Origin of the sequence: Herbiconiux sp. (assembly GCF_023264855.1) — a bacterium.
Classification (GTDB): domain Bacteria; phylum Actinomycetota; class Actinomycetes; order Actinomycetales; family Microbacteriaceae; genus Herbiconiux.
This window is the reverse complement of record NZ_JAHFUW010000027.1, coordinates 1-22540: the sequence shown is the minus strand read 5'-3', so window position 1 is coordinate 22540 and position 22540 is coordinate 1. Positions and strand designations below refer to the sequence as shown.

Sequence of the window (22540 nt, the reverse complement as noted above, 5' to 3'; positions counted from 1 at the left end):
GTCACACCGTAGCGGAGGTCTTCGTCGCCTCAAGCGACTCGAGCTGCTTGCCGCGGAATAGTTCGTACACGGTGCCCTCCTCTGACACCACCATGTACGGGAACATGACCTCGTCAAGGCGGGCGAGCTGCGCGTCGATCAGCGCCGACTGCGCCTCGAGCCAGTCCTTCGCGATCCGCCAGGCGACCTTCGCCGCCTGCTCCGTCGTGCACTTCGATCGCGGCACCTTCGAGTCGGACTCCATCGCCTTCAGCACGCCGGCGGTGCGCACGGGAAGCTCGAAGTCGCGGGGCCCGTAGTCGGTCTTCATGGTGAAGCCGAGGCCGGCCGCGACGCCGCTGTCGTCGAACAGTGTCGAGATGCGGGTGACGCCTCGGCGGGCGAGGGCGCCCTGGATCTCGCCCATGGTCTTCGTGACGGAGATGTCCGTCGTGTAGTTCATGATCGGCATGGTTGCCTCCTCAGGCTGCTCGTTGTTCGTGGCATTCGCAGGCGCAGTGGAAGCTGTCGCACTGCTTGTGGCGGCGGCGGTCGCACGCCAACGATCGCACCGGTGTGGTTCCCGCCCAGTCGACGAACTCGTCGTGCTGCTCCGGCGGGATGACCTCGCCGCAGTGATCGCATGACACCTCGACGCCCGCCGCGTAGAACTTCGTGCCGACCGCGCGCTCACCGCACGTCGGGCACACCCGCTTCGATGCCTGGCGCGGCTTCCGCGGCGCCTGGGGGTAGCGCGAGCGGAACGACCCGACGATGGCGCCGATGTCCTCACACCAGGCGCGCACGGTCAGCGGCGGGAGCGCGGTGACCATCGCGAGGTCGTGGTGCTCGTACCAGCGAACGAGGTCGTCCATGATCGTGTACGCGGACGCCTGGTCGCGAGCCCACGAAGGCAGGCGGGCAGCGTCCGTCGAGGCCTTCAGGAACGCGATCGCCGTCGCCGGCGGCCGGGTGCCGGTCTGCCGGGCGAAGGACACGATCCAGTTGACGACTGCGGCGTAAAGGTCGTCGGCGTCGTCGACGGGGTCGGGGCGCAACGGGATCGGTGCCTCGCGGGTGCCGGATACGCGCGGGCCGCGCGCGGACTCGAGCGAGGGCACGACCTGGCCGCGGATGTGCGCGAGCAGCTGCGGGGCCTGGTGCAGGTCGTTGCGTGCACGGCCGAAGCACGGGCCGCACAGGTGCCCGTACCGGGCCTCGATCGGGACGATGTCGCACCAGTCGGCGAGGTACCCGTCAGTTGCGATGTCGACGAGCCCGAACGGGTGCGCGGCACAGTGCTCGAAGCACTCCCCGTCGTGGCCGACTCCGAGTGTGCAGCGGTCCCGGCCGCGACGATGGCACTGCTGCGCTTCCCGCTTGGCGGCGCGGGCGGCCACGAGCTCGTCGACGTCGGGCTCGACCGGTGCCGGCAACATCCCTGTGGCCAGTTCGTGCGCGAGGATCTCGGCGGTGTCCTCCGGGATGCCCTGTGCACGGAGGCGTGCGTAATGACCTGCTTCGGTGTCGAGGCCCTGCTCGACGCTCTCCACGAATGCGGTCACGTTCGGCCAGGTGGTGGGGTCGTCCATCAGCTCTCCTTTGCGGTCAGGTACTCGTCAACGGCGACCGCCATGTCGAGGAACGTCTCGATGTAGCTCGTCGGATACTTCGATGGCGCGCTGTTGGCGTCCTTCACTCCCCACGTCTCCATGAGCACGATCTGCAGATCGCGGACCCGCTGCGAAAAGTGCCGGGTGGCACGCTCGCCCGGCTCTGCGTCGTGCGGCACGTACGCCTTCGCACGCTGAGCGAACTCGTACAGCTCGGTGCGGGGCTGGTAGCCGCGTCGCGCGTCCTCGACCTCGCGCATCGCTCGGGCCACGTCGTGGAGCAGGCCGACGACGGTTGCGGTCACGTTGCTTCCGCCGGCCTGGTGCCCGGCGCTGATGTTGCGTGCAGCGTCGGCGAGGTAGTCAGCATCGGCGATCAGCTGAGGCACGCCCTTCGGACCGAAGGGCACGTGCGGCGCTCGGATGATCAGGTCGTCCATCAGTGCCACACGACCTCTCCGCTATCGGCACCCCAGCCGTCAGCCGCCGGCGCCGCCTTCACCAGCGTCCCGTCGACGACCTTCGCGTCGTTCAGGTTGACGTCGACGAACGTCTTGTCGCCCTTCTCCGTGACCTTCTTCGAGAAGCGGCCCAGGAACCGCGCCCGGTCCCCCACCGCCAGCCCGTGCCCATCGCCGAGCCAGACCGTGAAGTACTCGTCGAACGTGCGCCCGTCGTTCAGCGTCACCACCTCGGTGACGACCACGCCCTTGCCCCCCGCGAGCCGCTTCACGGTCGCGTCCTCTGTCCTGATCATCGCCATCAGTTCTGTCCTCTCTCGTCGACGCGCAAGCCGCGCGCCCTCATCTGCTGGTCGAACTCTTCGTCTGCCCGGCGGGCGGCGTGGCAGTCCGAGCACGTCACCTGCGTCCACGCCGCCGCCGTCGCCGCTCGGCGGCCGCAGTACGCCTTCCCGGCCTCACCCGGGGCGTGCACGGCGGAGCTGCCCGTGTTGCTGGTGAGCGGCGAAGCGTGGGCTTCCCGCGCCCGCTTGATCGGTCCCTCGCTCATCAGTTCGCACTCTCCCAGTCCATGGCCGCCTGCGAAGCCATGCGTGCGGCCCGCTCGGCGTCCGGCACGACGGCCTCTACGGCCGCGTCGATGCCGGCGGCAAGAAGCATCGTGCCCGCGTCGTTCGCGTCCTGCGCCGTCAGCGTCAGCACCAGCCGTCCGCGGACGAACACGTCGACCTGGCACTCGTCGTTCACCTCCACACCCAGCAGCTGCTGAGTAGTGGTCTCCGTGATCTCTCTCATCGCTCTCTCCTGTCTCTTCGATCAGTCCGGGATCGGCAGCTCGTACTGCCCGTTGTTCTTCCACGACGACACCCGCGCGTAAGCGCCCTCCCACAGGAGGTGCGAGTAGCCCTGGCGGCCGTGGCGGTTCTTCGCGACATGCATGCGCAGCCGCTGGTCTGGGTGGCCGTCCTCGGACTGGCCGCGCTGCAGCAGAATGACGACGTCGGCGTCCTGCTCGATGGTTCCCGACTCGCGCAGATCCTCGAGCGTCGGCGGCTTCCGCTGCTTCCCCTGCATCTGCGGGGCCCGCTTCAGCTGCGACAGCGCGATCACCGGGCAGTCGAACTGCTTCGCCATGATCTTCAGCTGCCGGGACACCTCGGACACGATCTTGTAGCGCTCGTCATCGCCGACGCCGGACACGAGTTGCAGGTAGTCGACGACGATGCCGCCGAGCGGGCCCTTCCGCGACACCGAGCGGGCGTGCGCGCGGATCTGCGTGATCGTCACCTCCGACCGGTCGTCCACGTAAAGCGGGAGCGCGTCGAGGTTGGGGCGGATGCTGGCGACCCGCTCCCACTCGTCCTGCGTGAGGTGCGATCGCTCGAGCGACCCCATGTGCACGGTGGCCGCGTTCGAGATCAGCCGCTGTAGGAGCTCGCCGCGGGTCATCTCCAGCGACGAGTACGCCACCGGGCCCTTCCGGCACATCGCCATGGCCAGCTGGGCGGCGACCATCGTCTTGCCCTCGCCTGGGCGGGCGCCGACCACGACCAGACGGCCGGGGTGGAGGCCGACGAGGATCTTGTTGATCTCGTGCCAGGGTGTTTCGATCACGTTGGGCTGCGTCGACAGCTCCTCGACGACCTGGTTGAACGCGGCCCCGACCCGCACCACCTCGGCACGCTGCCCGCCGAGGACCGCGTCGAGCTCGCCGCGGGCCTCCTCCACGAGCGCATCGGCTTCACCGATGTCGGAGTAGCCGCGCTCCAGGATGCGGGTGGCTGCTTCGAGCGTGCGCCGGCGGACTGCCTTGTCGTGCACGATGTGCGCGTAGTAGGACGCGTTCGCGGCCGTCGGAGTCGCCGAGGTCAGCTCGTGGGTGATCGTGTTGCCGACCTTCGCGAGGTCGCCGCGGCGGCGCAGCTCGTCGTGCACGGTGATCGCGTCGATCGGCTCGTCCTTCGCCGACAGGGCGTGGATGGCGTCGAACACGATCTCGTGCTTCGGGTAGTAGAAGTCCTTCCCGGCCACGACGTCGAGGACATCCCAGACTGCCGCCTTCGACAGCATCATCGCGCCGAGCACGGACCGCTCCGCCTCCTCGTCGTGCGGCGGTGTGCGCTCAGCCATGCTGACGCCTCCGGTTCATGGCCTCGACGAACCCGGGCTCGTCCTTCCGCTCGAGGTACTCGTCGTGCGTCAGCCCCACCTGATCGAGCCAGATCGCCAGCTGCGGATGCACCGCCGGGCCAGTCTCGGCCGGCGCCGTCGTCTTCTCGTCGTTCCACTTGTGCGCGCGCAACCACCCCGCCGGCAGCTTGATGAACTGCGGGTCATCCGACCTCGCCGCGTACGCTTCCGACGCCATCACCAGCACCTGCAAAGGAGGCAGCAGCTTGCTCTTCTTCAGCGTGTTCCACGCCTTCAGCGCATCCCCCTTCGACTCCCGCCGCGGATAAGACGCCCACCATTGCTCGAAGTCGTCCGGGTACGCCGTCGCCGGGCGCTTACCCGTTTCAGCCGGAGGCTGGACAAGAGATATAACGGTCGGGTCGGGTCGGGTCGGGTCGGGGGGCTGTGACACGTCCGTGACTGACGCTGCTGTCACACTGTGACTAACGCTCTTGTCACGCTGTGACGGCGGCGTCACGCCCGCCTTCCTGGCCCGGTATTCCGCCTGACGCTGCTTAGCTGCAGCGCGCGAGTCCTCGATTGAGGCTGCACTCGGCTGGTACTCGTCCCAGTTGGCGAAATGGAAAACGTTCGCCTCACGCGTCCAGAGTCTGGCGCTCACAAGTGCCTCGGCTGCGGCCTGAGTAGCGCCCAGCTCCTCGATCATGTACTCGGGCACCTCGCCGTCGGTCAGCTCCTTTGCCGACCAGGTGCCGGCGAGCGTCCACAGTCCAACCGCGGCGAGGCGCATCCGCTTCGGGATCGACAGCACCTTGCGCGACGAGAAGAACCCGTCGTCGACCTTGAACCATGCCATCAGCTACTTGCCTCTTCCTCATCGAAATCGCCGCGCTTCACGCGCGCGATCATCCCGTCGTAGATCGCACCCACGACCGGGCCCTCCGTCTGCGCCCGCCGCCCCAGCCACTCGAGCAGCGCCGCTTTGTCGACGCTCACCGGAACACCCCCAGCTCGCGGAGACGATCGCCCCACGCCTCCCACTCCTCGCCGTACACCTCGGCCATGAACGCGCCGACGCGCGCCGGGGACAGCTCGTACCGCTCCCCCGTCACCGTCAGCCGCCACCACGACATCTCCGGCACGTAGAACACCGGCACCAGCTCGGGCTGCTTCACCCAGGACCGCACCTTCCACCCATGGAACAGAGCAGCCGTCTGCATCTCGTGCTCGTACGCCGGATTGCACGTCGGGCACGACGCCAGCCCATCGGCCACCGCGACCTCGATCCGTGAGCCGCCCATGCCGGTGCGGCGTCGGTGCTGGAACTGCAGCTGATCGCGGGCACCGCAGGAGACGCAGCACCACTGGTCGCGGTCGTAGACCTCGAGGCGGACGGCAGCGGTAGGTGCGACCATCAGAACAGCGCTCCTTCGGTAACGACGTGCTCGAGCACGCACCAGTTGTCGTCGACCCACGAGTAGGTCGAGTGGTCGCCTTCGCGTCCGACCTCGGCGAGCATCCACTTCACGGTGGTGTGCGGCCGATGGATGACGCCCGTGCCCGAGCACGCCGGGCAGGGAGAATGGTCGAGGCGGCGGCCGCATCCGGTGCAGGCCGCGCATGGCGTCCCCTCGTACGGCCAGATACCGAGCACGCGCATCTGCCGGCGGTCGCCGTACGTCTTACCTCTGGCGATGCGTTCGGCCAGCATTGCGTGCCAGGCGGGGTGCTGGGGGTCGTACATCTGCTGCCAGACGACGTCGCCGACCTCGATCACACCGTCGAGCGCGCTCACGCTGCCACCACCGTCTCGACGAAGGCGGCCACGGCATTGAAGTCGCGGCACACCCAGCACTCACTAGCGGGCTGCAGGACGTTGCCGATGTAGACCTTGGCCGACATGTAGCGCGTGCCCTTGCACGCCCAGCACTCGGTGCGACCGTGCGAGGCGTCCCAGGCGCGCCGCACGACCCCGTACGTCACGATCGGCGACACCCAGCCGCAGGAGCAGTAGCCGCGCTGCACGAGACCGCCCAGGCAGAGGCAGTCCTCGCCGCGGTGGTGGTGACAGCGCAGGTCCGCGCGATACTCGAGCAGCATGTGCCCGTCAGGCCCGAACGACGGACCCTGGCCGAGCGCGAGCCACAGATGAGGCTTGCCGACCGCGATTCCAAAGTTGCCGTGCACTCGCCGCTGCTCGTGCTCGATGGCGTCGAGCAGATCGGGATCAAGCGGCTCGGAGTAGTAGCGCAGCTCCGGACCTTCGTACGGCGGCCGTGTGAGGTCGTCGAAGTCGAAGGCGAGCTGTGCCGAGGCACTCATGCCGCCTCCCCGAATTGGGGGTGCTTGCGCTCGACACCCGTCGATAGAGTGCGGGCATGATCAACGCAGCCCTTCTCGACAACGCCGCCCACTACCGCCAGCTGGCCTGGGACCTCGTTGGCGAGGACTCGAACGCAGCCACTACACCGCAGAACGCTCGACAGGCGATCGACTACCTCGACTCCGCCGTCCTCTCTCTGGTTGAGTGGGCGCGGCAGCTCTCGAGCGAACTGGAGGACCGTGGCTTCCCCGTCGGATCCGGCCCCATCGACTAGCCACATCAAAGACGTCACCGTCGATAGAGTGCGGGGCATGGGGAACAAGATGAGAGGAGTCCGCGCGGCCGGAATCGTCATCTGTGCCGCGCTCGGCTTCATAGCGCTGATAGCGGTCGGCGTGCATTCGATAGACGTCCTGGGCGAAGGGAGGAATCCCCCAAGTGCGGTCGACTTCATCAACTCGGTAGTGGCAATCCTTGCGCTCGTGGCGACGACTTTTGTTGGCATCGCTGCCTGGCGAACCTCTCGCAAGGCCGCCGAGATCGCCGCAGATGCACTCAGCGCGGAACGCAAGCGCGATGACGCGTCGTACGAGGCCGCGTTGAATGCCGCGATCATCCGTGTCTTCGAAGCGTTGGGCGAGTACGCCCGAGAGCTCAACGACTGGCTACAGACCTCTGGCCGACTCGAAGAGTCCGCACCCATGTCTGTGAATCCAGACGAGCTCCCATACCCGAACGAGCCGACCAACGTGAATGTCGTCTTTCGACTCGATGCCGCCGGACTGGTTGCGAGAGCCGATGACAGGAACGCAATCCACTGGATGACTGTGTACGTCGCGGAGATCGACAACCGGAAGTTGTTTAGACGATCTGTGCGAATGAAGGCCTTGTCTAGGCGGGTTAGGGCCTGGAGAGACGGAACACAATCGAGAGACGCGCTGATCGCATTCCTGCGGCAGAAGGTCAACGAGATGCGCCTCGAAAAGTAGCATTGCTCCGACGCAGTCACGCCGCCACCACCGATGCGGGGATTCGGATGACGACCACGAGCGCACCCGACGGCAGCGCCGTCACCGTGCACTCGAGGTCCGGGTGCGACGTCGCTCCGGCCAGCGTCAGCTCCGGGGTGGGCTGCTCGGGGTGGCCGGCACGCTCGGGCGTCACGACGACATCCGGGCTGCTCGAGGTGGCCGGCACGCTCGGAGTATCCTCGGCCGCCTGCTGCGCCGCACGCTTCGCCTCGACCAGGCCCCGCTTGTACGCCACCGACGCCTGACGACACGACAGACCACCCTCGAGGAACGAGGGGCACTCGTTGTCCTTCCTGCACCCGCGCTGGTACATCGCGTTCGACGGGTGCACCACAGCGTCACTCGACGTACGCACCCGCTTCGCGGGCGCGGCCTCGGGCAGCGGCTCGACACTGTCGGCCACAGTCACCGTCGGCTCGGCGAACACACGCACCTCACCGCGCGGAGCCTTCGACGCGGCCGCCTTGGCGGGGAACTCCGGCGGAGGGGTCTCCCCCGCGTCGACGGCCTTCCGGTACGCGTAGTCGCGGTTGTAGCGCATGAACGCGTCCCGGCAGATCGTCAGCCCCTCGAACGCGTTCGGGCACGCGCCGCCCTTGCAGCCGCGCTCGTAGCCCGCCTTCGTGCCGTGAGGGAAGCCGTCCTCGTACAAGTCCATCGAGCTCATCAGGCCCCTCCGTCGTATCCGTGCGCGTGCGCCCCACTGGCCGCTCGCGCGTCTGCTCTGTCAGTCCTGGCGTCGTCCTGCGCCGACTGGATGGTGCTGAGGAAGTTCCGCATCGCCCGCTCCCGCTGCTCAGCCAGCAGGTAGACCAGGTGCAGCTCGTTCGCCCGGTCCTCGGCCCGTGCCAGCTGCTCAGCCTCGGCGCGGGTGACCTTCTCGCCCTCCGCGCGCAGCTGCACCGTGCGCCGATCCACGTGGTGCTCGTACGCCGTCTTCGCCTTCGCGAACGTCTCGCCGGCCGCCCGCAGCTCCCACGCGAACACCCACCGCATCGCCGTGAGCCGCTTCCCGGGCGAGGCGTACATACCCGCGTCGGTCAGCGCCTGAACGAGGCCCGCGTGGAGCGGGTCGGACAGGTCCGGGTTGAGCATGCCGATGCTGCGCAGCACACCCCGGATGACCGGGTGGGTCTCGGACTCAGCCACGACGACTCACCCCGATCCACCACGTCGGACCGAGCTCGCCGCCGATGGTCTCGAGCGCGGTCTGCGCCTTCTCCCTCGACTCGAACGGGCCCATCACCCTCGTCGGCCTGGTGAGAGGCCCCTTGCACACGTGGAACACGACCGGCCCCCTAGAACGGCTCGTCAGCAGCGGGCTCGACATCGACCGGCGCCTCGTTCGGGATCGGCGCGGTGACCCACTCCTGCACGGGCTCACCCTCGGCGGGCTCGTCGACGACCTCAGCCACCACCGGCGCCGCCTCCATCGCCCGCTTCACCGCGCCGATCAGCTGCCCGGCCGAGACCGTCGCGGGCGGCTCGTCGAGCTCCCACTGCGCCACCACCGAGGTGAGCGAATCGCGGAACACCGGGTTCAGCGGCAGCCCGACCTCGGCCGCGGCCTCGACCTGCTCGTAGACCGCGCGCAGCTGGTCGACGTCGCCCGCGACGGCCAACGCGGCCGCCCAGTCCTTCGACGCGTACCGAGGCGCATCCTCCACCGGCGCCGACCGCGGAGGCGACGACACCGACGCGGCCGCCGGCGACTTCGCATCGGCCTGCTGCATCTCCTCCGTCGAGTACAGCCCCGACAGATCTTGCGGGAACGCCTTCCGCAACGCGAGCATCTCGGCGCACTTGCCGAGCATCAGCGCCGGCATCTTCTTCCAGATCGACGACCCCGCGTTGTAGGCGTCGAACGTGGCCACCGCGAACAGCGGCGCCTGGAATCCCTCGCGGTAGACGCCCACCCGCGCCGCGGCCGGGTCGTCCTTCGAGAGCCAAACGTCGGTCCAGGTCACGCCATCGGCGGTCCACTGCGTCGGCGTCTGCCCTCTGTACTGCCCGGAGCGCTCGGCGACGAGGCGGGCGCCGTCGATCGAGATCTGCGTGCCCCACTTCCCGCCGCGTTCGATGCAGTAGATCTGACGGGCGATCGGGTCCAGGCCCGTGCGTCGGCAGTGCACAAGGAAGGCTTCGACGACGGGGCGGGGCGCGAGCTTCCCGCGGGACACGAGCCCGGCGGCCTCGACGAGGGCCTTCTCGGTGTCGTTCCACTTCGAGTGGTCCCCGGTCTCGGGGAGCGCTACGACGGTGCTGCTCATGCTGCCTGTCCCTTCTTCGTGGCGGTGATCGTGAGGCGTGCCGGCTTCGACTTGCCCGGCACCGTGCTGGTGAACTCCTTCTCGTGCTCCCGCACCTGGTCGGTGAGCGAGGTCACGGTGGCCTGCGCGTCCTTCAGCTGCTCGTACAGCCCGGGGCTCGCATCGAACGCGGCCGCGAGATCCACCTCGGTCGTCGTGGTGGGTTCGGCGGGCGAGTAGGTGACCTTGAAGCCGCCGTGCTCCTGCGAGTACGCCTCCGTCATACCGACCTGCTCGAACAGCTGCTCGGCCGCCTTGTGCGCGGACTCCTTCCGACCCTTGCCCGCCTGCTCCTGCGCCAGCCCCTCTTTCTCACGAGCGGCCAGCTCGGTCAGTTCGGCGACCTGCTCATCCGTGAAGGTGGGGGCGATCGTCTCCCCCACCTCGGCGAGGCGTTTGTCGAGCCGCTCGAGCGCACGGTCGGCCGCCGCGATCATCTTCGGCAGGTGCGCCGTGATCGTCGGGTCGGCAAGGTCGATCCACACCGACGACCGGTTGATGATGCTGGGACCGAAGTCGTTCCACGTCTCGGGCTGGTCCATTGGGCGGGACGCCCACTGCGACCAGTCGTCGTCGTGCTGCTCGAACGTATACAGCACCCGCCGAGCGCCGACGCAGTACCCCTGCCAGACCATCTGAAACAGGTAGCCGGCCTGATCGAACTTCGGCGACCCGAAGCTCATGTCGTGCTTCGATGTCTTGATCTCGCCGAGCACGATCAGCCCGTCGAAGTCGACACCGATCTGGTCCGGGGTGGCCGCGTGCCGGGGGTTCTCGACGGCGTGCACCAGCTCGCCGCAGGTCTGCAGCCCGAAGCCGGCGATCGCGTCGACGATGAACGGCTCGCGGTGCTTGCCCCACTCCGTGTACTGGTTCCCGGAGAAGGAGGAGCCCTCGACCTTCTCGCGGACCACCTTCGCCTTGTCCTGCGCGGACCCCTTGTAGAGCGTCTTCGCCTCGGTGGCGGTGACCACGTTCAGGCGGGCATGCAGCCAGGCCTCCCGGTTGGAGTCGTTGCCGAGCGAGCGGGCGTAGACCGCGGCGATCTCGGGCGACAGCGTCGAGGTCGCGCTCACTCGTCACCACCGCCGTCGAAGTCGAGGTCGAGCACCTCGGCGCCGGCCCGGGCGCTGATGGCCTTCTGCCGCAGCTCCTCGCCCGGCGTGCGCAGGTCGCCGGTCAGCGGGTGGATGTCGATGATCTTCAGCACCGGGTAGCGGTCGCCCGAGTCGACGTCCTCCGTGATCTTCTTCACCGAGTAGGTGACCACCGCGACGATCGTGTCGTGCGGGTTCGCGAGGATTGCGCCCTCGATGTCGACGAGCCCGTTGTGCTCGTCCTTCGGCTTCGCCGGCTGAATCTGAACGGTCATGCGCTTCTCTCTTCTCGTAAGGGCCAGGCCACAGCGGCCATGGCCTCGTGCTGCTTCTTGCTCAGGGCCCCATCGACCGGGAACCCCGCCCACCGCGCGCCGGCGGCCGCCATTGCCACCGCGTCAGCGACGTTGTGATCCGGGATCCGCACCCCGGGAAACCTGTCCCGCATCGCCGCGGCGACCTCGGCCTTCTCCGCGTTCCCGTTGCCGGTCGCGAGCTTCGCCCGCTGCTTCGCACCGACCACGACGACCTCGCATCCGAGGCGGAACATCTGGTCGACGAGGAACCCCCACAGCCACGCCCGCTCGAGCACGAGCCCGGCCTGCTTCCCGCCCTGCGGGATGTACATCTCCTCGATGAGCACGAGCGAGCCGCGGGGAACGAAGCGGACGGTGCGGCCGACGATGTACCGCACCCGCTCGGCCATCTCGCTCAGCCCCGTCGTGGCGCCGTGCACGACCCGCTGCGTCTCCACCGCACCGGCGTCCGTGATGGATGCGAGGCCTGTCGCCGAGAGCGACGGGTCGATGCCCACGGCGATCATGAGCGGCCGCCGACCGGGATCAGCTCGAAGAGGTCATAGAGGCGATCGGCGATGGTCCGGCAGATGCCGCACACGACCCCAGCGGTCTTCGCCGACTCCGCCTCGACGCGCACCCGGTGCGGCTCGCAGACCAGGATCGACCACGAGCACTTCTTGCAGCGCAGCATGAACGCGGCGACGGTGCGGCAGGCTTCGGGCCTCCGGACCTCGCATGTCAGCGCCGGGTCGAAGTCGAGGTGCTCGATCGTGTCGACGTCGGACTTAGTGTCTACGGCGGCCATCAGCGCGCCCCCGCTCTCGTCGCGATGAGCAGCCCGCCGGATCCCGCCATCACGACGGCGAGGACGAGCACGGCACCGTTGACGCCGAGCACGAACGAGACGACGACCAGGCCGAGGAATGCGACGATGAACACGAGCGCGAGCAGCTGGCGGGTCACGATGCGCCCCGCATTGCGCGCACGAGGCGGGCGGTCAGCCGGGCACCGCCGAATCGCGCCCACCACGGCCGCGACTGAAACGTCTGACGGCGGCTCACAGCGTGTCCAGCAATTCGGTCACGGCCGCCCACTGCTCACTCGTTTTCTCGAGCAACTGGCGGCCCCCGCGAGTCAGCTCTTGCTGCTCCTCGAAGAGGTCCCGGTCGAGGTAGTCCTGGATTGTGTTGCCTATAAGGTCGTTCAGCACCTGGGGCTCGAGAGCATCAAGTTCCCAGCTGCTTCTTCCGTGCTCGGCGATGTAACCGCGCGCCCGGCTGTCGGTGATCTTCGCGGGGTTCGGCGGCGGGTTGTACTGGTCGATCTGATCGCGGTTCAGTGCGATGCGGACGACCTCGGTGCTTGCGCCGAACAGACGTAGCCGGTCTTGCATGTCACGGGTCATGTCGATGCCCGACGGGTCGTGGTCGCCGAGGTGAATGACGATCACCTGCGGGCGAAGGCCCGACTCGGTCTCGGACTGTTCGAGTTCCAGATGACGCTGAGCGGCTGCGTACAGCTCGGACTGAGAGACGTAGCCCCGGCAGCTGAAGTAGGGCGCGCTGTACCGGCCCGCGGCTCGACCAACGACCGACACGAGGGCGTCTTTCTCGACCCAGATCTCGACGCGGTAGTCCTGTCCGAGCCAGTGGTCCGTCTCGTACTGCCACTTGTTCAGTTCGATCAGCTCGGCCGGAGTTTCGAATCCTCCGTGGCTGCCACGCAGATTGCGTGTGCGGTCCTCGAGGTAGTCCCAGTCCATGAGTCCGGCGAGGCGGGCCCGGTTCATGACCGCGCCGAGGTTCTTGTAGCTGCGCATGGTGTTCGGGATGTAGTCGCGGGCGACGAATTGGTAGTACAGCTGACGGAGTGTGAGGTCGTAGCCTTGCGCCTTCATCTCGGCGCAGATCGCGTTGGCGATCCGTACCTGCTCGAGCGCTTCGGGCTTCGGGTTCCAGTCCTCGAATGCTTCGCGCATCAGACCGTCACCGCCTCGGTGCGGTCCTTCACCATCGTGCGCAGCGCCTCGAGCGCCTCCACAGACCCAGACGCCATGAGCACGGCCTGCACGAGCGAGGGGAACGCCTCGGCGACGCGCGCCCGGTTCAGCGGGTCCGCGTGCTGAATCGCACGGATGAGGTTGGTGGTGAACGAACCCGGCTGCAGGCCGAGCCCGAAGTCGCCGGCAACGGCCCAGAGCGCGTGCTGCGCGTCTGCCGTGCCGATCTCGATCATGGGCATGCTGATCTCTTCTCTCTTCGGTACTGCGAGGGGGAAGCCGCGCCCACCAGGTGGGGGAACCTGTGGGGGGTGTGGGCGCGACGGTCTGTGTGGCGGGCTACGCCGTGCGCTGGACCTCGACGGTCTGGCTCTGGAGGTAGGACTCGACCTCCGCCTCCGAGTAGCGGACGAGCCGCCCGATCCGGGAGAAGGGGATATTCACCCGCTTGAAGCGCCAGTCACGCAGCGTGGCCGCGGGAATCCCGGTCTTCGCCGAGCACTGCTCCTCGGTGAGCCACTGCGCGCCGATCACGCCGCTACCCGCCGTCCGAGTTCGGCTGAGGCAAGCAGCTCGTCCATCGAGAGGTCGAGGAAGTCGACGATCAGAGCGAGCTCCGCCATGTCGAACGGCCGCTCGCCGCGAAGGCGGGCGTAAACCGCGTTGCGGCCCAGTCGAAGCGGCTCCACCAGGTCGTGACCGCTGAGGTCGCGCCGGGCGAGTTCGGCCTTTACGGCACCCGCTACTCGGGTACTGAGGGTGAAGTCTGCGCTGTCCATGCAGTGACAGTACCTATTTAGGTACTCTTATGCAACCTAAATGGGTACACATTGCGTTAAGTACCCGAATTGGGTACTTTGTACGCCATGGGGCAGAAACCAATCGGACCGGCGCGCGGGTTCTCCATGCGCGTGATCGACGTCATCGAGAACGCTCGGCGCGACGCAGACGTATCTCAGGCAGAGCTAATTCAGCGCACTGGCATGGGACGCAACACCTTCTACAAGAAGCTCCGTGGCGAGGTGCCCTTCAACACGAACGACATCGACGTAATCGCCGAGGCGCTGGGCTGCGACCCGATGCTCATCCTGCGCACGGCCGCGAAGCCAGCGCTCAGTGTCGTAGGTGATCCAGATACTGGTGATCTGTCCCCCAAGCGCGCGACCGAAAAGGCCCGCGAGAGCTGGAACAACGGGATTGAGAAGCGGGCCGCGAAGAAGCGCCCCACCGACGACGACGGCAAGTAGAGGAACATCATGCGCGAGCTCCTGGGGGAAGCACTGCGCCTTGGCATCCGGATCCACCTCGCGCATCTCGACGAGGTCGAGGAGGGGCTGCTTGGGTTCTACGACCACGACGACAGCGCGATCTACGTTGAGATCGGCCTCACGCGTGCGGAGAGGCACGAAGTCATCGCGCACGAGCTCGGGCACGCAAAGTACTGCCACACCTGCGACAGCGAGGTAGGCGAACGCCAGGCCAACGCATTCGCCGCGAGCATCCTCGTCAACCCGGAAGTGTACGCACGCGCCGAGGCAATCTCGTACGACCTCGACTTCATCGCTGAGGAACTCGACGTGACCCGACAGGTCGTCATCGACTATCAGCGCTACTGCCTTGAGCGCATCGGGAACGTCACCTACGTCAAGCCGAAGATGGGCGCCGGGCAATGGATCGCAAGGCACGCGCATGCCTAGGCCACCTCTCCCCCTCGAGACCTGGGGCAAGGTGCGTCGCACGACGGTCAACGGCCGGCCGATGGCGAGCGTCTACTACCGCGATTCGACCGGGAAGCGTCGGCAGATGCAGCGGTACGGGCGCACGGAGGCGAACGCCGAAGCGGTACTGCTGACGGCGCTACGCGAGAAGCTGAAAGAGGGTGAAGCCGACTCTCTGCTGTCGCCGACCACGACCGTCGCGGAGCTGGCCGCTGTGTGGCTCGACGAACGAAAGCTAAAGGGCGCACCCGCGGGCACGCTCTCCACGTACCGCAATTCGATCCAGAGCCAGATCGTGCCGGGGATTGGTTCGTTGCGCCTCAGGGAGGCAACCACGCCCCGCCTGGACAGGTTCATCCGTGATCGCATGGATCGGGTCGCCATGGCCCGCACAGCGCGCACGGTGCTGGTCCAGATGTTCGCCCTCGCGGTGCGCCACGGGGCCGTGACGAAGAACTACGCCGCCGAGGTCATCTCGGTCTCAGCAAAGAAGAAGATCGTCACGGCACTGAAGGGCCCCGACGTGCACGCCATGAGGGCCCTGTTCCTGGAGTACGACCGAGAGCACATCTCCGAGCTGTACGAACTCGCGCAGATGCTCACAGCGACCGGTGCCCGGATCGGCGAGATCCTGGCGCTGGACTGGGAGCGCGATATCGACCTTGAGCACGGCGTCGTGCGCGTATCCGGCACCCTCGTCGATGACGATGGGCTGCGCCGGCAGGACCACCCGAAGAGCGAGGCCGGCAACCGCGGGCTGAAGCTGCCTCCGACGGTGCTGCACATGCTCACAGCGCGTCGGGTGGAGGCGGAGTACCCGATGGTGTTCCCGTCGGCCACAGGGACGTACCGGTGGCCGAACAACACGCGTCGGCAGTGGCGCCAGGCCCTCGTCGGAAGCGCCTACGAAGGAAAGACCCCCCGGGACTATCGGAAGGCTGTCGCAACGCTCCTAGCGCGCGAGGTGAACGTGAAGGCTGCGAGCGACCAGCTCGGCCACGCAACCGAGGGCATCACGACGGAGTTCTACGTCGAGATCCAGGAGCAGATCGCGGACTTCGCAGGAGTCATCGAGACGCTATTCGAAAGTACCGAGTAAATACTGGATCGGCCCCGCCTCTCGACTCCCCGGGACAACGAAAAACGGCCCAGATCCGCAGACCTGGGCCGTTCTTGTGGTGCACCCCCTCGGACTTGAACCGAGAACCCACTGATTAAGAGTCAGTTGCTCTGCCGATTGAGCTAGAGGTGCGAGGCTCTTGGCGAGCCAGTCGTCAACATTAGCATGCTCCGAGGACGATGCGAAACCGGGCCCGGGATGCGAAATACTGGAGCCATGACCGACACCAGCGCGCGCCTCGAAGCAGGCCAGACGGCTCCCGATTTCACCCTCCTCGACGAGCACGGGAACTCCCGATCGCTGTCGGAATTCCGTGGCCAGCGGGTCATCGTGTACTTCTACCCCGAGGCGGGAACGCCGGGCTGCACCAAAGAGGCCTGCGACTTCCGCGACAACCTCAACTCGCTGAAGAGCGCCGGCTACGTCGTGCTGGGCATCTCGCGCGACAAGCCCGAGAAGCTCGCGAGGTTCGTCGACGACCAGGGGCTCAACTTCCCCCTGCTCTCCGACCCGGATGTCGCCGTGCACCACCTCTACGGCGCCTGGGGCGAGAAGTCGCTCTACGGCAAGACCGTCACGGGCGTACTGCGTTCGACGTTCGTCGTCGACGACGACGGCATCCTGACTTTGGCGCTCTACAACGTGAAGGCCACGGGCCACGTCGCCTCGCTGCGCAAGAAGCTCAAGATCGACGCCTGAGCACGCGCCGGTCGGTCACTCGCGGCGGGTGGCTGCGACGACGGAGGGTGTGAACAACAGCAGCATCGCCAGTACGGCGGGCACCAGCAGGTACCAGCCGATGGTCGGTGTGGCCACCAGCCCCTGGAAGCAGCCGATCGCGATGACCACCTGCAGCAACTGCCAGGTGAGGGTCGCCGCCCGGGTCCACGGGCGCGCCCGGAGGGTGTGGATGGCGACGAACGAGAGGAACAGGGCGGCCACCGCGGCGAGCACCAGGATGGCCAGCGCCGTCACGTACGACGTGGGCCGCGTGGTCAGCAGCTCGAGCAGAAGCCACACCACCACCCCGATCATCACGAGCGCCTCGGCCCCCATGATCACCGCGAGCAGCACCAGCAGAGCGGGTCGCCGCACGGGCTCACGGCGGCCCGTCACGCCGTATTCACCCGATGTTCCGGGGCTGTTGGTCTCGTCACTCACGCTCGTACTCCCGAGAAAACCCTTGATTTGCAAATACCAGTATGCGACCATATTTGAGGTCAACGTTGCTCACAGTGACGTGAGCGGGTGCAATCTCCTCTGATTGCAACGTCTACCGTGCCGTTGACTATTCACCCGAATCCCCCCTAGGTCGTTCGACCTACGCACCTGGCTACATAAGGAGCACCCGCTATGGATTGGCGCGACAAAGCCGCCTGCCTGACCGCAGACCCCGAGCTGTTCTTCCCCGTCGGGAACACCGGACCTGCTGTCGACCAGATCGACAAGGCGAAGGCCGTGTGCTCCCGTTGCACCGTCACCGAGGTCTGCCTGCAGTACGCACTCGAGACCGGTCAAGACTCCGGCGTCTGGGGTGGCCTCAGCGAAGACGAGCGCCGCGCTCTGAAGCGTCGCGCCGCCAGGGCACGACGCGCCTCCTGACCCTCTGAGAACCCGCTGACCCGGTGTCAGCGGGTTCTTTGCGTGTCTGGGCTTTTCCCGAATCAGGGCTTCTTCAGCCAGCGGAACGGGATCTCGATGGTCACGACCGTGCCGCTGCCCACCATGGTGTGCCAGTCGATCGTTCCGCCCAGCTCGCCCTGGATGAGCGTGCGCACGATCTGGGTGCCGAGCCCCGAACCGACCTTGCCCTCGGGCAGGCCGGTACCGCTGTCGCGCACCTCGACGGTGAGGGTCTCCTCCGAGCGCGTGGCGACGATCTCGACCTCGCCCTCTTGACCCGCGAGGCCGTGCTCGACCGCGTTCGTGACGAGCTCGGTCAGCGCGAGCGCCAAAGGCGTGGCGTATTCGCTCGGCAGCACGCCGAAGCTGCCCGACGACTTCGGGTGCACCGTCGTGTTGTGCGCCGATGCGACCTCGGCCACCAGCAGCAGCACCCGGTCGAACACGGTGTCGAAGTCGACCTTCTGGTTCAGCCCCTCGGAGAGGGTGTCGTGCACCACCGCGATCGCCGCGACCCGGCGCATGGCCTGGGTGAGAGCATCCCGGGCCTCGTCGGAGTGCGTGCGGCGGGCCTGGATGCGCAGCAGCGAGGCGACCGTCTGCAGGTTGTTCTTGACGCGGTGGTGGATCTCGCGGATCGTGGCGTCCTTCGTGATCAGCTCGCGTTCCTGGTGGCGCAGCTCGGTGACGTCGCGGCTGAGCACGATGGCGCCGAACCGGTGACCGCGGGTGCGCAGCGGAATGGCCCGCAGCGAGACGGTGACACCGCGCGCTTCGATGTCGGTGCGCCACGGCGCCCGGCCGGTGACCACCAGAGGCAGTGATTCGTCGACCACCAAGCGGCCGGCCAGCAGACCGGTGGTGACCTCGGCCAGCGATTGGCCCTCGAGCTCGCCGGCGAAGCCCATCCGGTTGAACGCGGACAAGCCGTTGGGGCTCGCAAAAGTCACCACACCGTCGACATCGAGCCGGATCAGGCCGTCGGATGCTCGCGGGGCTCCCCGACGAGGGCCGGTCGGCGCTCCGAGATCGGGGAAGTCGCCCGCCGCGATCATGGCGAACAGATCGTTGGCGCACTCGTTGAACGTGAGCTCCTGGCGACTCGGCGTGCGGGCCTCGCTGAGGTTGGTGTGCCGGGTGATGACCGCGATCGGCTTCTCGGTGGTGGTCTGCTCCGAGACCGAGAGGCGGCGCAGCACCGGTACCGCGCGCACGCGGGTGGGGGTCTCTTCGTACCAGTCCGGCGCCGCGGTGTCGACGATCTGCGCACTCTCGAACGCATCCGTGACCTGCTTGCGCCATTCGGGTTTGATCGTCTGCCCGACGAAGTCGCGATAGAACAGCGTGGCCGAGCTGGAGGGGCGCGAATGGGCCACCGCCACGAAGGTGCTGTCGGCCGTGGGAACCCAGAGCACGATGTCGGCGAAGGCGAGGTCTGCGAGCAGCTGACAGTCGCTGACGAGCAGGTGCAGCCATTCCACATCGGCTTCGGTGGAGCTGCCGTGGGCGGAGACGAGGTCGCTGAGTGTTGACACGGGAACTAGCCTACGGTGACTCGCCTGGCACTCGAATCAGAGGCCGCTGATGGAGGGGGGAAGCTCCCGTGACCACGTTTCCCTACGAAGTGGCCACGGGAGCCGTATCATTCCGACCGGGGTTGCGGCAGATCGGGGGAACGGGCACCCCGGTCGGAAACTCATGCTCTTGCGTGTCTTCAGTACATCAGCGGGAGCATCCGGGGTGTTATGAGCAATTGCCACCTAATGTGCGCGCCGTCTGGACGGATTCCACAGGGCACAAACGCTGCTGGACAAGCTTTCTCGACACTGGTTGAGTAACAGCCCTCAGCACCCTGGTGAGCAATCCTTACCTCTGCGGATGCTGCCTCTGAACCGAAGGAGCGCACATGACCTCGACCACGCTGGAGCTGCCTCGAGAGCTCGTGTCGAGGCCACCGGAGGCGCCGCCCCTCGACGTGGAGCCGGTCGATGTGGAAGGGGTCGACGTCGAGGGAGTCCTGCGCGGCGACCCTCGCCCTCTGGCCGAGAACCTGGCGCGCTGCGTGATCGAGATCCTCGCCGGTACACGGAGTCTGGATCAGATCGCGCGCTGGCTCTCCAGCGACGTGCACGCCCATCTGATGAAGCGGGTGGTGCTCTCGCAGCGCGCGCGAGCGGCCCGGGGTGAAGCGCCCGGGCGCCTGACCTTCCGCATGGGGACGACGGTGCTCAGCGAGCCGCGGGACGGGGTGGTCGAAGCGGTCGTGATCGTGCACGGGCGCGCACGATCACGCGCCGTGGCCATCCGCCTGGAGGCGCTGGGCCTTCGCTGGCGTGCCAGCGCCGTTCACGTGCTCTGAGGCTCGCGGCGAGCGCTACTTCTTCTTGCCCTGCGCGCGGCGCTGAGCTCGATTGACCGGCGCCTGGGCGGCCGGCTTGGCGCCCTTGGCGGCGTTCCCCGAACCGGACGACTTCGCCGACGAACCGCCTCCAGTCGATCCGGAACCCGACTGGGACGTCGCAGCAGACGAGGGCTGCGCGCCCGCGCCTCGGGAGAATGCGCTCGCCACCGGCGCCGCCTTCTCTTCGGACTGCTGGGCACGGGCCGTGGCGGCCTGCTCGATCTGGCCACGCTGGTTGCGCACCTCGACCCCGCCGGAGTCGCTCGGCGCCGAGAAGCTCAGCTTCTCGGCCGGAGCGGTGGGCTGGGTGAGGCCCTTGGCCTCGACGGTGGGAGCTCCCACCGCGCTCGGCGAGGAGTTCACCTCGACCTCGAGGTTGAACAGGAAGCCGACGGTCTCTTCACGGATCTGTCCCATCATCGACTGGAACAGGGCGAAACCCTCGCGCTGGTACTCGACCAGCGGGTCGCGCTGCGCCATGGCGCGCAGGCCGATGCCGTCTTTGAGGTAGTCCATCTCGTAGAGGTGGTCGCGCCAGCGGCGGTCGATCACCGAGAGCACCACGCGGCGCTCGAGCTCGCGCATGGCCTGCTCGCCGAGGGTCTCCTCGCGGCGCTGGTAGGCCAGCTTCGCGTCGGAGAGGATCTCGCGGGCCACGAAGTCGCGGTTGATGCGCCCCTTGCTGCCGGCCTCGGCGATGACCTCGTCGATGGTGATGGAGATCGGGTAGAGGGTCTTCAGCTCGGTCCACAGGGCGTCGAAGTCCCAGTCGTCGCCGGTTCCGCTGGAGGCGTGGTCGGTGATGACGGCGTCGATCACGTCGTCGAGGAACTTCTGCGCACGATCCTGCAGGTTGTCGCCCTCGAGGATGTGACGGCGGTCGCTGTAGATCGCCTCGCGCTGGCGGTTCAGCACGTCGTCGTATTTCAGCACGTTCTTGCGGATCTCGGCGTTGCGGCCCTCGACCTGGGACTGAGCGCTGCGGATGGCGCGCGAGACGACCTTCGACTCGATCGCGAGGTCATCCGGAACGCTGGCCCGGCCCATCAGGCTCTCGGCGGCACCGGCGTTGAACAGGCGCATCAGGTCGTCGGTGAGCGAGAGGTAGAAGCGGCTCTCCCCCGGGTCTCCCTGACGGCCGGAGCGGCCGCGCAGCTGGTTGTCGATGCGGCGCGACTCGTGGCGCTCCGTGCCGAGCACGTAGAGGCCGCCGGCCTCGATCACCTTGTCGGCCTCGGTCTGCACCTCGGCCTTCACGGTGTCGAACACCTCGTCCCACGCCGCCTCGTACTCCTCGGGGGTCTCGGCGGGGTTGAGACCGCGCGAGTGCATCTCGGCGACCGCGAGGAACTCGGCGTTGCCGCCGAGCATGATGTCGGTTCCACGACCGGCCATGTTGGTGGCGACGGTGACGGAGCCCAGCCGGCCGGCCTGAGCCACGATCGCGGCCTCGCGAGCGTGGTTCTTGGCGTTCAGCACCTCGTGCCGCACACCGCGTTTGGCGAGCAGGCGCGAGAGGTACTCGCTCTTCTCGACGCTCGTGGTGCCGACCAGCACCGGCTGGCCCTTCTCGTGCCGCTCGACGATGTCTTCGACCACCTGGTCGAACTTCGCCTGCTCGTTCTTGTAGACCAGGTCGCTCTGGTCGATGCGCTGCATCGGGCGGTTGGTCGGGATGGCGACCACGCCGAGCTTGTAGGTGCTCATGAACTCGGCGGCCTCGGTCTCGGCCGTACCGGTCATGCCGCCGAGCTTCTCGTAGAGGCGGAAGTAGTTCTGCAGTGTGACCGTGGCGAGGGTCTGGTTCTCGGCCTTCACCGCCACACCCTCCTTGGCCTCGATCGCCTGGTGGATGCCCTCGTTGTAGCGGCGGCCGGCCAGGATGCGGCCGGTGTGCTCGTCGACGATCAGCACCTCGCCGTTCAGCACCACGTAGTCCTTGTCCTTCTTGAACAGGGCCTTGGCCTTGATGGCGTTGTTCAAGAACGAGATCAGCGGGGTGTTGGCCGACTCGTAGAGGTTGTCGATGCCGAGGTAGTCCTCGACCTTCTCGATGCCGGGCTCGAGCACACCGACGGTGCGCTTCTTCTCGTCGACCTCGTAGTCTTCTTCGGCCACGAGCCTGGTGGCGATCTGCGCGAACTCGTTGAACCAGCGGTTGGCCTCGCCGGAGGCCGGACCCGAGATGATCAGCGGGGTGCGGGCCTCGTCGATCAGGATCGAGTCGACCTCGTCGACGATCGCGAAGAAGTGGCCGCGCTGCACCATGTCGCTGGCCTGCCAGGCCATGTTGTCGCGCAGGTAGTCGAAGCCGAACTCGTTGTTCGTGCCGTAGGTGATGTCGGCCTCGTACTGCACCCGGCGCTCGGCCGGCGTCTGACCGGCGAGAATGCATCCGGTGGTCATGCCGAGGGCGCGGAACACGCGGCCCATC

The 22540-nt window shown here is 67.3% G+C and carries 35 protein-coding genes and 1 tRNA gene; 8 read left to right on the top strand and 28 right to left on the bottom strand.

The window, feature by feature from the left end:
• Position 1 precedes the first annotated feature (1 nt).
• Genes Q0D75_RS12005 through Q0D75_RS11950 form a run of 12 tightly spaced genes read right to left on the bottom strand, consistent with a single transcriptional unit; the run spans position 2 to position 6508 of the window.
• Complete coding sequence (locus Q0D75_RS12005; RefSeq protein ID WP_291053689.1) at positions 2-451, bottom strand: hypothetical protein; 450 nt, start codon at positions 449-451, stop codon at positions 2-4.
• A gap of 10 nt (positions 452-461) precedes the next feature.
• Positions 462-1571, bottom strand: coding sequence for a hypothetical protein (locus tag Q0D75_RS12000; protein WP_291053687.1), 1110 nt, complete (start codon positions 1569-1571; stop codon positions 462-464).
• Positions 1571-2032, bottom strand: coding sequence for a hypothetical protein (locus Q0D75_RS11995; protein ID WP_291053685.1), 462 nt, complete (start codon positions 2030-2032; stop codon positions 1571-1573). Before Q0D75_RS11995 ends, Q0D75_RS12000 begins: the two co-directional genes overlap by 1 nt.
• Positions 2032-2349, bottom strand: coding sequence for a hypothetical protein (locus Q0D75_RS11990; protein ID WP_291053683.1), 318 nt, complete (start codon positions 2347-2349; stop codon positions 2032-2034). The genes Q0D75_RS11995 and Q0D75_RS11990 overlap by 1 nt, the downstream gene beginning before the upstream one ends.
• 5 nt (positions 2350-2354) lie before the next feature.
• Positions 2355-2603, bottom strand: a complete 249-nt coding sequence (locus tag Q0D75_RS11985) for a hypothetical protein (RefSeq protein ID WP_291053681.1) — start codon at positions 2601-2603, stop codon at positions 2355-2357.
• Positions 2603-2848 carry a hypothetical protein gene (locus Q0D75_RS11980; protein WP_291053679.1) on the bottom strand — a complete coding sequence of 82 codons (246 nt, stop codon included), beginning with the start codon at positions 2846-2848 and terminating at the stop codon, positions 2603-2605. Before Q0D75_RS11980 ends, Q0D75_RS11985 begins: the two co-directional genes overlap by 1 nt.
• A 21-nt stretch (positions 2849-2869) precedes the next feature.
• Positions 2870-4183 (bottom strand): replicative DNA helicase, encoded by a 1314-nt coding sequence (locus Q0D75_RS11975; protein WP_291053677.1) that lies wholly within the window; start codon positions 4181-4183, stop codon positions 2870-2872.
• Positions 4176-5042, bottom strand: coding sequence for a hypothetical protein (locus Q0D75_RS11970; RefSeq protein WP_291053675.1), 867 nt, complete (start codon positions 5040-5042; stop codon positions 4176-4178). Before Q0D75_RS11970 ends, Q0D75_RS11975 begins: the two co-directional genes overlap by 8 nt.
• Positions 5042-5182, bottom strand: coding sequence for a hypothetical protein (locus Q0D75_RS11965; RefSeq protein WP_291053673.1), 141 nt, complete (start codon positions 5180-5182; stop codon positions 5042-5044). The genes Q0D75_RS11970 and Q0D75_RS11965 overlap by 1 nt, the downstream gene beginning before the upstream one ends.
• Complete coding sequence (locus tag Q0D75_RS11960; protein WP_291053671.1) at positions 5179-5601, bottom strand: hypothetical protein; 423 nt, start codon at positions 5599-5601, stop codon at positions 5179-5181. Before Q0D75_RS11960 ends, Q0D75_RS11965 begins: the two co-directional genes overlap by 4 nt.
• Positions 5601-5981: a hypothetical protein gene (locus tag Q0D75_RS11955; RefSeq protein WP_291053669.1), complete on the bottom strand. Its 381-nt coding sequence runs from the start codon at positions 5979-5981 to the stop codon at positions 5601-5603. The genes Q0D75_RS11960 and Q0D75_RS11955 overlap by 1 nt, the downstream gene beginning before the upstream one ends.
• Positions 5978-6508 carry a hypothetical protein gene (locus tag Q0D75_RS11950; protein ID WP_291053667.1) on the bottom strand — a complete coding sequence of 177 codons (531 nt, stop codon included), beginning with the start codon at positions 6506-6508 and terminating at the stop codon, positions 5978-5980. Before Q0D75_RS11950 ends, Q0D75_RS11955 begins: the two co-directional genes overlap by 4 nt.
• A gap of 56 nt (positions 6509-6564) precedes the next feature.
• Here Q0D75_RS11950 and Q0D75_RS11945 point away from each other — a divergent pair, with 56 nt between their 5' ends.
• Together Q0D75_RS11945 and Q0D75_RS11940 are read left to right on the top strand one after the other, a co-directional pair.
• Positions 6565-6783, top strand: coding sequence for a hypothetical protein (locus Q0D75_RS11945; protein WP_291053665.1), 219 nt, complete (start codon positions 6565-6567; stop codon positions 6781-6783).
• A 37-nt stretch (positions 6784-6820) separates the two neighbouring features.
• Positions 6821-7498: a hypothetical protein gene (locus tag Q0D75_RS11940; protein ID WP_291053663.1), complete on the top strand. Its 678-nt coding sequence runs from the start codon at positions 6821-6823 to the stop codon at positions 7496-7498.
• A gap of 16 nt (positions 7499-7514) precedes the next feature.
• Here the strand turns inward: Q0D75_RS11940 and Q0D75_RS11935 are convergent, their stop codons facing one another.
• From Q0D75_RS11935 to Q0D75_RS11880, 12 genes are all read right to left on the bottom strand, one after another.
• Entirely contained in the window at positions 7515-8198 is a 684-nt protein-coding gene (locus Q0D75_RS11935; RefSeq protein ID WP_291053661.1) for a hypothetical protein, read from the bottom strand.
• An 8-nt stretch (positions 8199-8206) separates the two neighbouring features.
• Positions 8207-8689: a hypothetical protein gene (locus tag Q0D75_RS11930; RefSeq protein WP_291053659.1), complete on the bottom strand. Its 483-nt coding sequence runs from the start codon at positions 8687-8689 to the stop codon at positions 8207-8209.
• 149 nt (positions 8690-8838) lie between these two features.
• Positions 8839-9810 (bottom strand): phage recombination protein Bet, encoded by a 972-nt coding sequence (gene bet / locus Q0D75_RS11925; RefSeq protein WP_291053657.1) that lies wholly within the window; start codon positions 9808-9810, stop codon positions 8839-8841.
• Positions 9807-10925 (bottom strand): hypothetical protein, encoded by a 1119-nt coding sequence (locus tag Q0D75_RS11920; protein ID WP_291053653.1) that lies wholly within the window; start codon positions 10923-10925, stop codon positions 9807-9809. The genes bet and Q0D75_RS11920 overlap by 4 nt, the downstream gene beginning before the upstream one ends.
• Positions 10922-11221 (bottom strand): hypothetical protein, encoded by a 300-nt coding sequence (locus Q0D75_RS11915; protein ID WP_291053650.1) that lies wholly within the window; start codon positions 11219-11221, stop codon positions 10922-10924. The genes Q0D75_RS11920 and Q0D75_RS11915 overlap by 4 nt, the downstream gene beginning before the upstream one ends.
• The gene (locus tag Q0D75_RS11910) at positions 11218-11769 is read right to left on the bottom strand and encodes a crossover junction endodeoxyribonuclease RuvC (protein ID WP_291053648.1); all 552 of its coding nucleotides are present in this window, start codon (positions 11767-11769) and stop codon (positions 11218-11220) included. The genes Q0D75_RS11915 and Q0D75_RS11910 overlap by 4 nt, the downstream gene beginning before the upstream one ends.
• Complete coding sequence (locus Q0D75_RS11905; RefSeq protein ID WP_291053645.1) at positions 11766-12050, bottom strand: hypothetical protein; 285 nt, start codon at positions 12048-12050, stop codon at positions 11766-11768. The genes Q0D75_RS11910 and Q0D75_RS11905 overlap by 4 nt, the downstream gene beginning before the upstream one ends.
• Entirely contained in the window at positions 12050-12208 is a 159-nt protein-coding gene (locus tag Q0D75_RS11900) for a hypothetical protein (protein WP_291053642.1), read from the bottom strand. Before Q0D75_RS11900 ends, Q0D75_RS11905 begins: the two co-directional genes overlap by 1 nt.
• 94 nt (positions 12209-12302) lie before the next feature.
• Entirely contained in the window at positions 12303-13223 is a 921-nt protein-coding gene (locus Q0D75_RS11895) for a hypothetical protein (RefSeq protein ID WP_291053640.1), read from the bottom strand.
• Positions 13223-13486 carry a hypothetical protein gene (locus Q0D75_RS11890; RefSeq protein WP_291053638.1) on the bottom strand — a complete coding sequence of 88 codons (264 nt, stop codon included), beginning with the start codon at positions 13484-13486 and terminating at the stop codon, positions 13223-13225. The genes Q0D75_RS11895 and Q0D75_RS11890 overlap by 1 nt, the downstream gene beginning before the upstream one ends.
• 97 nt (positions 13487-13583) lie before the next feature.
• Complete coding sequence (locus Q0D75_RS11885) at positions 13584-13778, bottom strand: helix-turn-helix domain-containing protein (RefSeq protein WP_291053636.1); 195 nt, start codon at positions 13776-13778, stop codon at positions 13584-13586.
• The gene (locus tag Q0D75_RS11880; protein WP_291053633.1) at positions 13775-14023 is read right to left on the bottom strand and encodes a hypothetical protein; all 249 of its coding nucleotides are present in this window, start codon (positions 14021-14023) and stop codon (positions 13775-13777) included. Before Q0D75_RS11880 ends, Q0D75_RS11885 begins: the two co-directional genes overlap by 4 nt.
• Before the next feature lie 126 nt (positions 14024-14149).
• Between Q0D75_RS11880 and Q0D75_RS11875 the strand changes: the two genes are divergently transcribed.
• The 3 genes from Q0D75_RS11875 to Q0D75_RS11865 all read left to right on the top strand — a co-directional run bounded on the left by Q0D75_RS11875 (position 14150) and on the right by Q0D75_RS11865 (position 16061).
• Positions 14150-14491, top strand: coding sequence for a helix-turn-helix transcriptional regulator (locus Q0D75_RS11875; RefSeq protein ID WP_291053630.1), 342 nt, complete (start codon positions 14150-14152; stop codon positions 14489-14491).
• A 9-nt stretch (positions 14492-14500) separates the two neighbouring features.
• A complete protein-coding gene (locus Q0D75_RS11870; RefSeq protein ID WP_291053628.1) occupies positions 14501-14941 on the top strand; it encodes an ImmA/IrrE family metallo-endopeptidase in 441 nt (146 codons plus the stop codon).
• 61 nt (positions 14942-15002) lie between these two features.
• Positions 15003-16061 (top strand): site-specific integrase, encoded by a 1059-nt coding sequence (locus Q0D75_RS11865; RefSeq protein ID WP_291053625.1) that lies wholly within the window; start codon positions 15003-15005, stop codon positions 16059-16061.
• 77 nt (positions 16062-16138) lie between these two features.
• Here the strand turns inward: Q0D75_RS11865 and Q0D75_RS11860 are convergent.
• Positions 16139-16214: transfer RNA gene (locus Q0D75_RS11860), tRNA-Lys, on the bottom strand.
• 84 nt (positions 16215-16298) lie between these two features.
• On the opposite strand from Q0D75_RS11860, the gene bcp reads away from it, so the two are divergent.
• A complete protein-coding gene (bcp, locus tag Q0D75_RS11855; RefSeq protein WP_291053623.1) occupies positions 16299-16781 on the top strand; it encodes a thioredoxin-dependent thiol peroxidase in 483 nt (160 codons plus the stop codon).
• Between the two features lie 15 nt (positions 16782-16796).
• On the opposite strand, the gene Q0D75_RS11850 is transcribed toward bcp, so the two are convergent.
• A complete protein-coding gene (locus Q0D75_RS11850) occupies positions 16797-17243 on the bottom strand; it encodes a hypothetical protein (protein ID WP_291053620.1) in 447 nt (148 codons plus the stop codon).
• Positions 17244-17435: 192 nt separating this feature from the next.
• Between Q0D75_RS11850 and Q0D75_RS11845 the strand changes: the two genes are divergently transcribed.
• Complete coding sequence (locus Q0D75_RS11845; RefSeq protein ID WP_291053618.1) at positions 17436-17684, top strand: WhiB family transcriptional regulator; 249 nt, start codon at positions 17436-17438, stop codon at positions 17682-17684.
• A gap of 62 nt (positions 17685-17746) precedes the next feature.
• On the opposite strand, the gene Q0D75_RS11840 is transcribed toward Q0D75_RS11845, so the two are convergent.
• Positions 17747-19240: a PAS domain-containing sensor histidine kinase gene (locus tag Q0D75_RS11840; protein ID WP_291053615.1), complete on the bottom strand. Its 1494-nt coding sequence runs from the start codon at positions 19238-19240 to the stop codon at positions 17747-17749.
• Positions 19241-19611: 371 nt separating this feature from the next.
• Between Q0D75_RS11840 and Q0D75_RS11835 the strand changes: the two genes are divergently transcribed.
• On the top strand, positions 19612-20064 hold the full coding sequence (locus Q0D75_RS11835) for an Rv3235 family protein (protein WP_291053612.1): 453 nt from the start codon (positions 19612-19614) through the stop codon (positions 20062-20064).
• A 15-nt stretch (positions 20065-20079) separates the two neighbouring features.
• Here the strand turns inward: Q0D75_RS11835 and secA are convergent.
• Positions 20080-22540, bottom strand: a 2461-nt coding sequence (gene secA / locus Q0D75_RS11830) for a preprotein translocase subunit SecA (protein WP_291053610.1), incomplete at its 5' end; no start/stop codon positions are given.

Excerpts from the sequence above, each read along its gene's own strand:
- Q0D75_RS12005 (WP_291053689.1), bottom strand. The coding sequence starts at position 451 with ATGCCGATCATGAACTACACGACGGACATCTCCGTCACGAAGACCATG.
- Q0D75_RS12000 (WP_291053687.1), bottom strand. The coding sequence starts at position 1,571 with ATGGACGACCCCACCACCTGGCCGAACGTGACCGCATTCGTGGAGAGC.
- Q0D75_RS11995 (WP_291053685.1), bottom strand. The coding sequence starts at position 2,032 with ATGGACGACCTGATCATCCGAGCGCCGCACGTGCCCTTCGGTCCGAAG.
- Q0D75_RS11990 (WP_291053683.1), bottom strand. The coding sequence starts at position 2,349 with ATGATCAGGACAGAGGACGCGACCGTGAAGCGGCTCGCGGGGGGCAAG.
- Q0D75_RS11985 (WP_291053681.1), bottom strand. The coding sequence starts at position 2,603 with ATGAGCGAGGGACCGATCAAGCGGGCGCGGGAAGCCCACGCTTCGCCG.
- Q0D75_RS11980 (WP_291053679.1), bottom strand. The coding sequence starts at position 2,848 with ATGAGAGAGATCACGGAGACCACTACTCAGCAGCTGCTGGGTGTGGAG.
- Q0D75_RS11975 (WP_291053677.1), bottom strand. The coding sequence starts at position 4,183 with ATGGCTGAGCGCACACCGCCGCACGACGAGGAGGCGGAGCGGTCCGTG.
- Q0D75_RS11970 (WP_291053675.1), bottom strand. The coding sequence starts at position 5,042 with ATGGCATGGTTCAAGGTCGACGACGGGTTCTTCTCGTCGCGCAAGGTG.
- Q0D75_RS11960 (WP_291053671.1), bottom strand. The coding sequence starts at position 5,601 with ATGGTCGCACCTACCGCTGCCGTCCGCCTCGAGGTCTACGACCGCGAC.
- Q0D75_RS11950 (WP_291053667.1), bottom strand. The coding sequence starts at position 6,508 with ATGAGTGCCTCGGCACAGCTCGCCTTCGACTTCGACGACCTCACACGG.
- Q0D75_RS11945 (WP_291053665.1), top strand. The coding sequence starts at position 6,565 with ATGATCAACGCAGCCCTTCTCGACAACGCCGCCCACTACCGCCAGCTG.
- Q0D75_RS11940 (WP_291053663.1), top strand. The coding sequence starts at position 6,821 with ATGGGGAACAAGATGAGAGGAGTCCGCGCGGCCGGAATCGTCATCTGT.
- Q0D75_RS11935 (WP_291053661.1), bottom strand. The coding sequence starts at position 8,198 with ATGGACTTGTACGAGGACGGCTTCCCTCACGGCACGAAGGCGGGCTAC.
- bet (WP_291053657.1), bottom strand. The coding sequence starts at position 9,810 with ATGAGCAGCACCGTCGTAGCGCTCCCCGAGACCGGGGACCACTCGAAG.
- Q0D75_RS11915 (WP_291053650.1), bottom strand. The coding sequence starts at position 11,221 with ATGACCGTTCAGATTCAGCCGGCGAAGCCGAAGGACGAGCACAACGGG.
- Q0D75_RS11910 (WP_291053648.1), bottom strand. The coding sequence starts at position 11,769 with ATGATCGCCGTGGGCATCGACCCGTCGCTCTCGGCGACAGGCCTCGCA.
- Q0D75_RS11905 (WP_291053645.1), bottom strand. The coding sequence starts at position 12,050 with ATGGCCGCCGTAGACACTAAGTCCGACGTCGACACGATCGAGCACCTC.
- Q0D75_RS11895 (WP_291053640.1), bottom strand. The coding sequence starts at position 13,223 with ATGCGCGAAGCATTCGAGGACTGGAACCCGAAGCCCGAAGCGCTCGAG.
- Q0D75_RS11890 (WP_291053638.1), bottom strand. The coding sequence starts at position 13,486 with ATGCCCATGATCGAGATCGGCACGGCAGACGCGCAGCACGCGCTCTGG.
- Q0D75_RS11880 (WP_291053633.1), bottom strand. The coding sequence starts at position 14,023 with ATGGACAGCGCAGACTTCACCCTCAGTACCCGAGTAGCGGGTGCCGTA.
- Q0D75_RS11875 (WP_291053630.1), top strand. The coding sequence starts at position 14,150 with ATGCGCGTGATCGACGTCATCGAGAACGCTCGGCGCGACGCAGACGTA.
- Q0D75_RS11870 (WP_291053628.1), top strand. The coding sequence starts at position 14,501 with ATGCGCGAGCTCCTGGGGGAAGCACTGCGCCTTGGCATCCGGATCCAC.
- Q0D75_RS11865 (WP_291053625.1), top strand. The coding sequence starts at position 15,003 with ATGGCGAGCGTCTACTACCGCGATTCGACCGGGAAGCGTCGGCAGATG.
- bcp (WP_291053623.1), top strand. The coding sequence starts at position 16,299 with ATGACCGACACCAGCGCGCGCCTCGAAGCAGGCCAGACGGCTCCCGAT.
- Q0D75_RS11845 (WP_291053618.1), top strand. The coding sequence starts at position 17,436 with ATGGATTGGCGCGACAAAGCCGCCTGCCTGACCGCAGACCCCGAGCTG.
- Q0D75_RS11835 (WP_291053612.1), top strand. The coding sequence starts at position 19,612 with ATGACCTCGACCACGCTGGAGCTGCCTCGAGAGCTCGTGTCGAGGCCA.